This is a genomic window from Rhodopseudomonas sp. BR0C11 (assembly GCF_010820945.1).
In the GTDB taxonomy this organism is placed as follows: Bacteria; Pseudomonadota; Alphaproteobacteria; order Rhizobiales; family Xanthobacteraceae; genus Rhodopseudomonas; species Rhodopseudomonas palustris_H.
The window spans coordinates 1-11886 of record NZ_QTKI01000121.1 but is presented as its reverse complement, the minus strand read 5'-3'; the positions used below and the strand labels follow the sequence as shown (position 1 = coordinate 11886).

General features: G+C 65.7%; 10 protein-coding genes. 5 read left to right on the top strand and 5 right to left on the bottom strand.

Annotation, left to right across the window (positions count from 1 at the left end; genetic code table 11):
• On the top strand, positions 1-646 hold a 646-nt coding region (locus tag DYI24_RS11790), incomplete at its 5' end, for a DUF1214 domain-containing protein (protein ID WP_164572416.1).
• Positions 647-736: 90 nt separating this feature from the next.
• Here the strand turns inward: DYI24_RS11790 and DYI24_RS11785 are convergent.
• Both DYI24_RS11785 and DYI24_RS11780 read right to left on the bottom strand, forming a co-directional pair.
• Positions 737-2362: an AMP-binding protein gene (locus DYI24_RS11785; RefSeq protein WP_164572415.1), complete on the bottom strand. Its 1626-nt coding sequence runs from the start codon at positions 2360-2362 to the stop codon at positions 737-739.
• Positions 2363-2386: 24 nt separating this feature from the next.
• Positions 2387-3016: a TetR/AcrR family transcriptional regulator gene (locus DYI24_RS11780; RefSeq protein ID WP_164572414.1), complete on the bottom strand. Its 630-nt coding sequence runs from the start codon at positions 3014-3016 to the stop codon at positions 2387-2389.
• Positions 3017-3103: 87 nt separating this feature from the next.
• Here DYI24_RS11780 and DYI24_RS11775 point away from each other — a divergent pair, with 87 nt between their 5' ends.
• Entirely contained in the window at positions 3104-4006 is a 903-nt protein-coding gene (locus DYI24_RS11775; RefSeq protein WP_164572413.1) for a crotonase/enoyl-CoA hydratase family protein, read from the top strand.
• A 170-nt stretch (positions 4007-4176) separates the two neighbouring features.
• On the opposite strand, the gene DYI24_RS11770 is transcribed toward DYI24_RS11775, so the two are convergent.
• Together DYI24_RS11770 and DYI24_RS11765 are read right to left on the bottom strand one after the other, a co-directional pair.
• Positions 4177-5670 (bottom strand): NAD-dependent succinate-semialdehyde dehydrogenase, encoded by a 1494-nt coding sequence (locus tag DYI24_RS11770; protein WP_164572412.1) that lies wholly within the window; start codon positions 5668-5670, stop codon positions 4177-4179.
• Between the two features lie 162 nt (positions 5671-5832).
• Entirely contained in the window at positions 5833-6162 is a 330-nt protein-coding gene (locus DYI24_RS11765) for a hypothetical protein (RefSeq protein WP_164572411.1), read from the bottom strand.
• Between the two features lie 239 nt (positions 6163-6401).
• Between DYI24_RS11765 and DYI24_RS11760 the strand changes: the two genes are divergently transcribed.
• A complete protein-coding gene (locus DYI24_RS11760) occupies positions 6402-7589 on the top strand; it encodes a serine hydrolase domain-containing protein (RefSeq protein ID WP_164572410.1) in 1188 nt (395 codons plus the stop codon).
• A 132-nt stretch (positions 7590-7721) separates the two neighbouring features.
• Positions 7722-9416 (top strand): AMP-binding protein, encoded by a 1695-nt coding sequence (locus DYI24_RS11755; protein WP_164572409.1) that lies wholly within the window; start codon positions 7722-7724, stop codon positions 9414-9416.
• Between the two features lie 162 nt (positions 9417-9578).
• Here the strand turns inward: DYI24_RS11755 and DYI24_RS11750 are convergent, their stop codons facing one another.
• The gene (locus DYI24_RS11750) at positions 9579-10580 is read right to left on the bottom strand and encodes an adenosine kinase (protein ID WP_164572408.1); all 1002 of its coding nucleotides are present in this window, start codon (positions 10578-10580) and stop codon (positions 9579-9581) included.
• A gap of 375 nt (positions 10581-10955) precedes the next feature.
• Here DYI24_RS11750 and DYI24_RS11745 point away from each other — a divergent pair.
• Positions 10956-11886, top strand: a 931-nt coding sequence (locus tag DYI24_RS11745) for a lipid II flippase MurJ (protein WP_283810852.1), incomplete at its 3' end; no start/stop codon positions are given.

Here is an 11886-nt window from a genome sequence, read left to right as displayed (position 1 = left end):
GCGGCTGCGCCGGATCGGGCCGGGGCCGGGCAAGAGCTTCGATCTCGACAAAGCCGCCCCCAACGTACGCAAGGCACTGGCCGCGGCACCGGCCGAGGCGCTGAAGCTGATGAGTTGGAAGATGCCGACCATGGCCCGCGTGGCCAATGGCTGGAGCATGAACATCGACACCATGGGGGTGTACGGCAATTACTACCTGAAGCGCGCGATCGTCGCCCAGTTCGGGCTCGGCGCCAACGTGCCTGAGGACGCGATCTATCCGGTCAACATCGCCGACGAGACCGGCAAGCCGCTCGACGGCACCAGCAACTATGTGCTGCGCTTCCAGAAGGGCGCCACGCCGCCGGTCGACGCGTTCTGGTCGCTGACGCTGTACGATTCCGACGGTTTCCCGGTGCCGAACGCGCTGCAGCGCCAGGCGCTGAGCAGCTGGATGCCGCTGAAACCCAACGCCGACGGCTCGCTCGACCTCTTGATCCAGAACGCCAGCCCCGGCACGGAGCACGAATCGAACTGGCTGCCGGCGCCGAAAGGACCGTTCACGCTGACGATGCGGATGTACGCACCCAAACAAGAAGCCCTGACCGGCCGCTGGGCCCCGCCGCCGGTAACACGCGTGCAGCCGCCCACCGGATTCAGTCAGTAGATCACCGGCACCCGACTGAGCGGCACGCCGACATGGCGTGCCGCTCGCGTCAAAGCAACGATCCAAGACCAGAGCCGCCGCGGCAGGCCATCAGCTCAGGCGCTGCAACTCGCCTTCGACCGCCGCATCGCGGAGGCGGAACTTCTGGATCTTGCCGGACGCCGTCAGCGGAAAACCCGTGCAGGCGTACCAGACCGTCGGCGCCTTGTGCGGCGCGATCTCAGTCTTGCAGAAGGCGCTCAGCTCGGTGGCCGTTACCGGCACATCCGGCACGAGCCGGACCGCGGCGGCGACCACTTCGCCCCATTTATCGTCCGGCGCTCCGAACACCGAGATGTCGGCAACAGCGGGATGGCGCAGCAGGCAGGCTTCGACTTCGGCCGGATAGATGTTCTCGCCGCCACGGATGATCATGTCCTTGAGCCGGCCGGTGATCCGCAGATAACCGTCTTCATCCATCGCGCCGAGATCGCCCGTCCTCAGCCAGCCGTCGGCCGTGATCGTCTCGCTGGTCTCTTTGGGGGCGTTGAAGTAACCGAGCATGGTCTGATAGCCGCGGACCTGGATCTCGCCTTCAACACCGATGCCGACCACGCGGTCACCATTCGGGTCGACGATCCGCACCTCGACGTTCCACAGCGGCCGTCCGACCGTGTGAATGCGCTGCGCGTCCGGATCGTCGATGCTGGTCTGCGAGACGATCGGGCTGAGTTCGGTCTGGCCAAACACGGTGAGCAGCGGCAGCTTCAGCGCGTCGTGAATCCGGCGATGCAGTTCGGGCGGCACCTGGGCGCCGCCGGAGGCGGCAACGCGAAGCGAGGACAGATCGCGCGGCGCCTGCAGCTGGGCATCGATCACCGCGAGCAGCATCGTCGGCACGCCGAACAGCGTGTCGGCGCGGGTGTGCACGATTGCGTCGAGCACGGTGCCCGGCTCGAACAGCAGCGGCAGCACCAGAGTCGAGCGCGAATTGAGGCAGCCTAAGACGCTCATGATCGAGCCGGCCGTATGAAACAGCGGCATCGGGCTCAGCAGCACGCTGTGATCGAGCCCGGCGCGCGCCGCGACGTAGCTGGCGTTGGTGATCAGCCCGCGATGGTGCAGCAGCGCACCTTTGGGACGGCCGGTGGTGCCCGAGGTGTACTGGATCTGTGCCGGCTGACCGGGGTCGATCCGCGGCAGAGCTCCGATATCGGTGCGGCGGACCTCATCGAGCCAGCCGCTGAACGAAATGCAGCGCAGCTCCGCAGAGGCAAAGCTACGCGCAACCGCACCGGTGTCGACACCGCGGAATGCATCGAGATGGAACAGCGCCACCGACTGCGATTGCTGCAGCACGAATTCCAGCTCCGACGCCTTCAGGGCCGGATTGGCCGTCACCAGCACGAGGCCGGACAGCGCCGCGCCATATTGCAGCACGATCCATTCGGGCACGTTCGGCGCCCAGACGCAGATGTGGTCACCGGTCTTGAACTGCGTCAGCAGCCAGCTGGCGCAGCGGCGCGCGTCATCGTTGAGCTGCGCATAGGTCCAGCTGCGGCTGGTGCTCGCTGCGCCGACCGGCGAGTCCATACCATTCGGCACGACTTCGACCAGCGCCAGCCGGTCGCCTTCCTGCGCCGCAACCTCCGCCAGTACCTCGCCGATCGCAACGTCGAGCACCGGTCGCGATTGATCCCCAGCCCAATAGGACTCGCGCAGCGGCGGTGAATTCATCGTTTCCTCCTGAGATTTTGCTGATTACGCCTTGCTGGCGCTTCTGGTCGTTAGGCCGCGTTCCAGGATCGGCCGGATCGCCTCGGTCCAGGAGGCGATCAGTTCGTCTCGGCGCTTCGGCGACAGCCGGACGTTCTCCGAGATCGCCAGCCCGCGCATGAAGTGCTGGGTGAGCGCGACAATTTCGGCGTAGGAGTCCGACTTCGCCCAATCGCCGAACAACTGATAGTGGACGCGGTCGATCTCACGCTTCGCCAGCCGTTCGGCGGCGATCAACGTCTGGCGCAAGGCACTGTCGGTGCGCGCCACCGCCCATAGTTCGAGTTCGGCCAGATACGCCGGCTGCCTCGCCGCAAAGGCGAGCGCGCCCATCGCCACTTTCAGCCGGTCGCCGCGGCTGGGCAGCGCTTCGACGAAGCTGCGTACTGCATGCTCGTTGCGCCGGATCAGCTCGGAAACGCTCGCGGCCAGCAGCACCTCGCGGCTCGGAAAATGATGCAGCAGCGCGCCGCGGCTGACGCCCGCGCGGTGCTGCACCGCCAGCGTCGATGTTCCCGCCACGCCGAGCTCGATCAAGCATTCGACCGCCGCGTCGAGCAAACGGTCGCGGATCGCGGGCGGGCTTTCGGCAGCATCGGACCGGGTCCGGTTCATCTCGTCTCCTGAACAGTCAGGATTGACTGTAGCAGGGAGCGCCGTACAGTCAACGCTGACTGTTCATAGAAACTTACGGAGGAAGCCTTGCCCGAATTCTCGACCTTGACGATCGCGCCGGACCCGAATGCCCCACGAATCGCGCGACTGGTGCTGAATCGCCCCGACCGCTTCAACGCCATCAACGACGATATGCCGCGGGAGATTCGCGCCGCAGTGGAGTGGGCGCAGGCCGAGGACGCAATCCATGTGATCGTCATCGAAGGCGCCGGGAAGGGCTTTTGCGGCGGCTACGATCTGGTCGACTACGCCGAAAGCGACATCGACCACCCCTGCCAGCAGGAGAAGGAGCCGTGGGATCCGCTGGTCGACTACGCGGCGATGAAGCGCAACACCGAGGACTTCATGAGTCTGTGGCGTTGCTCAAAGCCGACCATCGCCAAGATCCACGGCGCGGCGGTCGCCGGCGGCAGCGACATCGCGCTGTGCTGCGACATGATCGTGATGGCCGACGATGCGCGCATCGGCTACATGCCGACCCGCGTCTGGGGATGCCCCACCACCGCGATGTGGACCTTCAAGCTCGGCCCGACGCGCGCCAAGCAGATGATGTTCACCGGCGACGTGATCACCGGCAAGACCGCGGCCGAGTGGGGTCTCGTCAATCTGTCGGTGCCGGCCGACGAATTAGAAGCAGCGACCATCAAGCTCGCCACACGCGTCGCCGGCGTGCCGAAGAGTCACTTGGCGATGCACAAGCTCGTGGTCAACCAGGTCATGTTGAACATGGGGCTGGAGCAAACCCAGATGCTCGCCACGATCTTCGACGGCGTTTCGCGGCACAATCCCGAGGGCCTGTGGTTCCGCCGCTACGCGCAAGACGCCGGCTTCAAAGCCGCGATCGGATGGCGCGACAGCGGCCGCCCGATCCCCGAAGGCGACGACGCGCGGGCGCGGATCAGGGAGATCGATGAGCGCCGGAAGGCGTAGTAGCGCCTTCGCACTCTTGGCCGCTCGTCACGCTCACCCTCATGGTGAGGAGGCGCGAAGCGCCGTCTCGAACCATGTGCCACAAGTCCTGCGTGGCCCATCCTTCGAGACGCCCCGGCTTTGCCGGGGCTCCTCAGGATGAGGATGAGCGCGTAGTTGAGCTCCTGCCCTCAGATCCCCGCCATCATCACGTATTTGATCTCGACATACTCTTCGATGCCGTGATGCGAGCCTTCGCGGCCGAGGCCGGATTCCTTGACGCCGCCGAACGGGGCGACTTCGGTGGTAATCAGGCCGGTGTTGACGCCGACCATGCCGCTCTCCAGCGCTTCTGCAACGCGCCAGACGCGGCCCAAATCGCGGGCGTAGAAATAGCTGGCGAGGCCGAACGGCGAGGCGTTGGCGAGCCGGATCACTTCGGCTTCGTCGTTGAAGCGGAACACCGGCGCCAGCGGACCGAAGGTTTCTTCATGCGCCACCAGCGCGTCGGGACGGACATCGGCCAGCACGGTCGGCTCGAAGAAGGTGCCGCCGAGCGCGTGGCGCTTGCCGCCGGTGATCACTTTGGCGCCGTTCGACAGCGCATCCGCAATGTGCCGCTCGGTCTTCTCGACCGCGGCCTCATTGATCAGCGGGCCTTGCGTCACGCCCTGCTCGGTGCCGTCACCGACCTTCATCGCCTTGACCTTGGCGGCGAGCTTCTCGACGAACGCGTCGTAGACGCCGTCCTGCACGTAGAGCCGGTTGGCGCAGACGCAGGTCTGACCCATGTTGCGATATTTCGACACCATCGCGCCTTCGACCGCGGCGTCGACGTCGGCATCGTCGAATACGATGAACGGCGCGTTACCGCCAAGTTCGAGACCGAGCTTCTTCACCCCGACCGACGCCTGCTTGTAGAGGATCTTGCCGACTTCGGTGGAGCCGGTGAAGCCGACGAACCGGACGGCCGGATGTTCGCACAGCACCTTGCCGATCGCCGGTGCATCGCCGGTGAGGACATTGAACACGCCCTTCGGCACGCCGGCCTTTTCGGCCAGCGCCGCCAGCGCGAAGGCGCTCAACGGCGTTTCCTCGGCCGGCTTCAGCACCACGGTGCATCCCGCCGCCAGCGCCGGCGAAACCTTGCGGGTGATCATCGAGCTCGGGAAATTCCACGGCGTAATCGCGCCGCAGACGCCGATCGGCTGCTTGATGGCGATCAGCCGGGCGTCGGCGCGCTGGGTCGGGATGGTTTCGCCATACACCCGACGCGCCTCTTCGGCGAAGAACTCGACATAGGCAGCGCCGATATCGACTTCGCCGAGCGCCTCGGCGAGCGGCTTGCCCTGTTCGGTGGTCAGGATCAGCGCCAGATCCTCGCGGTTGGCGATGATCAGCTCGAACCATTTGCGCAAGATGTTGGAACGCTGCTTGGCGGTGAGCTTGGCCCACGCCGGAAATGCCTGCGCGGCCGCTTCGACCGCCTGGGTAGCCTCGGCAGCGCCGAGATGCGGCACCTTGGCAATTGTCTGGCCATTGGCCGGATTGGTCACCGCGATCGTCGACGTGCCCGACCAGGCGCCGCCGATGTAGCACTGCTCGCGCAGCAGCGACGGGTCCTTCAGACGATCGCGCAGCGAGGCGGCTTGATCGGCGGTGCGGGCGGCGGCGGTGGGTGACATTGAATGCTCCGGCGTTGCTGGTGGATTGCAGCGGGACCGCGATGGCCCCTGTCGCCGGTCAATATAGGCAGAGATCGCGCGGCGCACAGCGCAGGCCCGGCATCGTCCTCCGCATCACCGCATGATTTCGCGGACGCGAATGGAGGCCGCGTCGCACCACGTTCAGGCGGCGCCGGCGATCCAGGTGCTGCGCAGATTAATCATGCGTTCGGCGGCGGTGCGGGCATGAGCGCGCGAAGTGGTGGCGCAGACGCGATACTCAAGCTCCGGGAACGGCTGTGCGGTGCGGCGGCCGAACCACGATCCAGCGCGTGCCGATTTGACAGGCAGTTGCGCCAGCGCGACCGCAAGATTGTCGACGGCCTCGAAGCCGTACAGGGCGCCGGTCTGCGCGTAACGCACTTCGTAGATCCCGGGACTGACCGGCGCCTCGATATTGCCGCCGCGGCCGGGCTGCGGATAGCGCTTCCAGTCACTCCAGGTCGGGATCATCTCGGTGCTCCGGGCGGGGGCGTCGCAACTTTGGGTTGGACGGCGGCTGAGGCCGCAAGGTTCAACACTGCGGCGACTTTGTGAACGCGACGCCCACCCGTTCGTTCCCGGCGCGAATTCGTCGCCGCTCGCAGATGCGAGACTTTGTCGCCCGACCTCGTTATCGCTTGCCCAGCGGAACCGCTCGGTGAACAATCCGGCCGCTTTAGAAAACTGCCAAGCAAACAAGGGAGGACAACATGCAAAGCAGCAACCCGATCGACCAGAGCTTGCGCCAGATGAGCGAGCGCGGCGACATCCCCGGCGTCGTGGCCATCGCAGGTAATTCGCAGGAGGTGTTGTACCAAGGCGCGTACGGCAAGCGCGATTTGTCGAAGCCGGAGCAGATGACCACCGACAGCGTGTTCTGGATCGCGTCGATGACCAAGGCGATCACCGCCGCTGCGGCGATGCAGCTCGTCGAGCAGGGCAAGTTGTCGCTCGACGAGCCGATCGGCAAGGTGCTGCCCGATCTCGCCCAGCCGCTGGTGCTCGACGGATTCGATGCCGACGGTACGCCGAAGACCCGGCCGGCCAAATCTCCGATCACGCTGCGGCAATTGCTCACCCACACCGCCGGCTTCTGCTACGACATGTGGAACGCCGACATGGTGAAGTACATGGAGCGGCACGGCATCCCCGGCATCATCGGCTGCCAGGAAGCCGCACTGAAGACGCCGCTGGCGTCAGATCCAGGCACGCGCTGGGAGTACGGCATCAACATCGACTTCGCCGGCAAGGCGGTCGAAGCCGCCAGCGGCATGAAGCTCGACGCGTATTTGCGCGATCATCTGTTCGCGCCGCTCGGCATGACCGACATCGGCTTCAAGATCACCGACGAACAGCGGAAGCGGCTGGTCGCGGTGCATGCGCGCGGCGAGGATGGCTCGCTGTCGCCGATCCCGTTCGAGGTCGCGCAGGAGCCGGAATTCCACATGGGTGGCGGCGGCCTTTACGGCACCGCGGCGGACTATCTGAAGTTCACCCAGATGATCCTCAACAAGGGCCGCGGCAACGGCAACCAGGTGCTGAAGCCGGAGACCGTGGCGATGATGGGCCAGAACCACATCGGCGATCTCAACGTCACCAAGCTGAACTCGGCAATCGCCTTCGCCACCAACGACGTCGACCTCTATCCCGGCATGACCAAGAAGTGGGGCCTCAGCTTCCTGATCAACACCGAGAAGACGCCGGAAGGCCGCAGCCCCGGCAGCCTCGCTTGGGCCGGGCTCGCCAATACCTATTACTGGATCGATCCGACCCGCGACGTCTGCGGCGTGATCCTGATGCAGGTCTTGCCGTTCGCGGACGCCAAGTGCCTGGAGGCGTTCGCCGCGTTCGAACGCGGAGTCTATGCCGGCCTCGGCGCCGGACAACAGGCGGCCTAAGAATCGCTCGCGCCGCCGGCGGGGTCGCAATGCCCTGCCGGCGGCGCTATGCTTCGTGAAAGAGGCGACAAGCCCCCACGAAGACGACCCGGTACTCCAAACCGTCCGGGCGCTAAGGCGAGGACCAAGGACGTGACCAGCTCGACCCCCAGCTATGTCTGCGGCGTCTCCGACGCGCCGCTGCTCGGAATCACCATCGGCCAGGCACTCGACCGCGCGGTGGCGCTGTGGCCCGATCGCGAAGCGTTGGTTTCACCCAGCCATGACACCCGCTGGACCTGGAGTGACTTCGCCGAACGCGTGGATGCGCTGGCCGCCGGCTTTGTTGCGCTCGGACTGGAACGCGGCGCCCGCATCGGCATCTGGTCGATGAACCGGCCGGAATGGACGCTGACGCAGTTCGCCGCCGCCAAAGCCGGACTGATCCTGGTCACCATCAATCCGGCCTACCGGTTGAGCGAGCTGGAATTCGCGCTCGCCAAGGTCGGCTGCGCCGCGCTGGTGACCGCCACCGCGTTCAAGACCTCGCACTACATGGAGATGCTCAACACGCTGATCCCGGAGCTGGCGACGTCGCCGCCCGGCGCATTGCAATCAGCCAAGCTGCCGAAGCTGCGCACCGTGATCCAGATCGGCGGACCGAAAGCGCCGGGCACGATTGCGTTCGACGAGGTCGCGGCCATGGGCGGCGCGCGCCACCGCGACCAGATCGCGGCGTTCACAAGCGAGCTGCAGTTCGACGATGCGGTCAACATTCAGTTCACCAGCGGCACCACCGGCTCGCCCAAGGGCGTGACGCTGACGCATCACAATATTCTCAACAACGGTTACTTTGTCGGCCGCGCGATGAAGCTCACCGCTGCAGATCGCATCTGCATTCCGGTGCCGCTGTATCACTGCTTCGGCATGGTGATGGGCAACCTCGCTTCCGTCACCTCCGGCGCCACGATGGTTTATCCCGGCGAAGGCTTCGACCCGCTGGTGACGCTGCAGACCGCATCGCGCGAGAAATGCACCGCGCTGTACGGCGTGCCGACGATGTTCATCGCCGAGCTCGATCATCCGGAATTCGCCAGCTTCGATCTATCGTCACTGCGCACCGGGATCATGGCGGGGGCGCCGTGCCCGGTGGAAGTGATGCGCCGCGTCAACGATGCGATGAACATGCGCGAAGTCACGATCGCCTACGGCATGACCGAGACCAGCCCGGTCAGCTTCCAGAGCGCGGTCGACGATCCGGAAGACCGGCGGGTCTCGACCGTCGGCCGCATTCATCCGCATGTCGAAGTGAAGGTCGTCGATCTCAACGGCAAGGTCGTGCCGCGCGGCCAGCGCGGCGAACTCTGCACCCGCGGCTACAGCGTGATGCTGGGCTATTGGGACGAACCGGAGAAGACCGCCGACGTGCTCGATGCCGCCGGCTGGATGCACACCGGCGACCTCGCCACTATCGACGACGAGGGCTTCTGCAACATCGTCGGCCGCATCAAGGACATGGTGATCCGCGGCGGCGAAAACCTGTATCCGCGCGAGATCGAGGAATTCCTGTATCGCCACCCGAAGATCCAGGACGTCCAGATCTTCGGCGTCGCAGACGACCGCTACGGCGAAGAACTCTGCGCCTGGGTCCGCCCGCGTCCCGGCGAAACGCTGAGCGCCGACGACGTCCGCGCGTTCTGCCAGGGCCAGATCGCCCACAACAAGATCCCGCGCTACATCGAATTCGTCGACGAATTCCCGATGACGGTGACCGGCAAGATCCAGAAGTTCATCATGCGCGAGAAGGTCGAGGCCAAGCTCGGCCTGAAGGCGGCGAAGACGGCGTAAGCTGTCGTTGCAAGTAACAACAAGGGCGTCGTCATTCCGGGATGCGCGCGACAGCGCGCAGACCCGGAATCCCGACATGTTCTGCGAGACGCCGATGCGACAAGCAGGAGATTCCGGGTTCGCGAACTTCGTTCGCGCCCCGGAACGACTTGGGGTAGAGGCTTAGACCGCCAGCCCGTGCTGCTGCGCCAATTCCTTCAGCGACACCTGCGGGCGGGCGCCGATGTGCTGGATCACTTCGGCGGCCGCCAGCGCGCCGAGGCGGCCGGCGTTTTCGTAGCCGAGATTGCGGACCAGGCCGAACAGGAAGCCGGCCGCGAACAGATCGCCAGCGCCAGTGGTATCGACCAGCTGATCGATCGCAGCCGCCGGCACCAAAGTGACGCCATCCTTATCGACCACCGCGCAGCCCTTTTCGCTGCGGGTGACGACGCCGAGCGCGACGTCCTGAGCCAGCAGAGTCAGCGCCGCATCGAAATCCGAGGTCTGGTACAGCGAGTGTAGCTCGGCCTCGTTGGCGAAGATCAGGTCGACGGTCTTGGAGCGCATCAGCTCGAGGAATTCGCCGCGATAGCGGTCGACGCAGAACGCATCCGACAGCGTCAGTGCCACCTTGCGGCCGGCGCCGTGCGCGATCTTCGAGGCCTTCAGGAACGCTTCCTTGGCCTGCGGCGGATCCCACAGATAACCTTCGAGATAGGTGATGGCGGCCGCCGCGAACTTGGTCTCGTCGATATCGGCCGGCGACAGATCCTGCGCGGCGCCGAGATACGTGTTCATGGTGCGCTGGCCGTCCGGCGTCACCAAAATGTAGGAGCAGCCGGTCGCGGGGCCGTCGGTTGCCGGCTTGGTGTCGAAGGTGACGCCCGCGGCGCGGATGTCGTGGGTGTAGAGCTTGCCGATCTGATCGTCCTTGACCTTGCCCAGATAGGCCGTGCGGGCGCCGAACGAAGCTAGCCCTACGATGGTGTTGGCGGCCGAGCCGCCGGACATTTCGATGGCCTGGCCCATGTCGGCATAGATCGCCGCGGCGCGGGCTTCATCGATCAGCGCCATGCCGCCCTTGGCCATGCCGTGCTTGACCAGGAAGTCCTCTTCGGTGCGGACAAGCACGTCGAAGATCGCGTTGCCGATGGCGAGGACATCGTATTGGGCTGAGCTCATCGATTTCGATCCATAGCGGGGAGAAATAAGGAAAATCCCGCGGATTATGCGGGTCGGGCCGGTGCATCGCCGGCCGCGCGAAAGGCGCGCCGACCTATCATGTTCGGGTCGGCAGCCGCAAGCGAGGGCGGTTCCCAAGGTCGTCATGCGCGGGCTCGACCCGCCTGCGGGGCCGAAGCCCTTCGGCGCGGCGAAGGCCGCGCATCCATCGTCTTCGCAAGATGCTCTTTTGAGAAAGGATGGATCGCCGGGTCGAGCCCGGCCATGACGCGGTAGTAAGGAAGCCTACCGGCCAACAGGCCCCCCCTTTACCAAACGGCCACTAAACCGAGCTGCGCCGGGCCGTTGCGCCGGCAATCCGGCTATAAGGCCGGGATGCTTCGCCCGCTGCTCACCGTCTCCGCAGGGACTCTGTCGTCACGTTTGTTGGGATTCGTTCGCGACGCACTGGTCGCGGCGTTGCTCGGCGCCGGCGTGGTGGCGGATGCGTTCCTGCTGGCGTTTCAGCTCGTCAACGTGACGCGGCGGCTATTGACCGAAGGCGCGCTCAACGCCGCGCTGGTGCCGGCCTGGCTGAAAGTGCGCGAACACAACGGTCCCGTAGCGGCGGCCGCGTTCGCCGGGCGGCTGCTCGGCAGCATTGCGCTGGCGACGTTGCTGCTGGCGATCCTGCTCGGCGTGTTCATGCCGCTACTGATCGCCGTGCTGGCCCCCGGCTTCATCGGCCAGCCCGCACTGCTGATGGCAACCCGCGACGCCCGGCTGATGCTGCCGTATCTGGCCTTCGCCGGCCCGGTCGCGGTGATGATGGGGTTGTTCAACGCGCAAGGCAAAGTCGGCCTTACCGCGTTCTCGCCGCTGTTATTCAACATATCGCTGATCGTCGTTACGGCAGTGCTGCTGCTCGGCCACAACGACCCGACCATTGCGGCGCTGATCCTGTCCGGCACCGTCGGGGTTGCCGGGCTGCTGCAGCTTTCGATCCTGGCGGTCAACGGCCGCGGCGAACGGCTGGCGACACCGCTGCGCGCCGGCTTCGACGCGGCGATGCGGACATTCTTCGCCAAGGCGATCCCCGGGATGATCGCCAATTCCGGACCGCAGCTCCTGATCGTCGCCGGCGCCATCATCGCCTCGGCCCAGCCGGCGGCAGTGTCATGGCTGTACTTCGCCAACCGGCTGATCGAGCTGCCGCTCGGCATCGTCGGCGTTGCGATGGGCGCGGTGCTGGTGCCGGAACTGGCGCGAGCGGTTCGGGGCGGCGATCGGACCGCACTGTCGGAAGCCGCCTCGCGCGGCCTGGAAC

What these genes read in the sequence shown, in the direction of transcription:
- DYI24_RS11780 (WP_164572414.1), bottom strand. Translation starts at nt 3,016, where the DNA reads ATGAACCGGACCCGGTCCGATGCTGCCGAAAGCCCGCCCGCGATCCGC.
- DYI24_RS11750 (WP_164572408.1), bottom strand. Translation starts at nt 10,580, where the DNA reads ATGAGCTCAGCCCAATACGATGTCCTCGCCATCGGCAACGCGATCTTC.
- DYI24_RS11765 (WP_164572411.1), bottom strand. Translation starts at nt 6,162, where the DNA reads ATGATCCCGACCTGGAGTGACTGGAAGCGCTATCCGCAGCCCGGCCGC.
- DYI24_RS11785 (WP_164572415.1), bottom strand. Translation starts at nt 2,362, where the DNA reads ATGAATTCACCGCCGCTGCGCGAGTCCTATTGGGCTGGGGATCAATCG.
- DYI24_RS11760 (WP_164572410.1), top strand. Translation starts at nt 6,402, where the DNA reads ATGCAAAGCAGCAACCCGATCGACCAGAGCTTGCGCCAGATGAGCGAG.
- DYI24_RS11770 (WP_164572412.1), bottom strand. Translation starts at nt 5,670, where the DNA reads ATGTCACCCACCGCCGCCGCCCGCACCGCCGATCAAGCCGCCTCGCTG.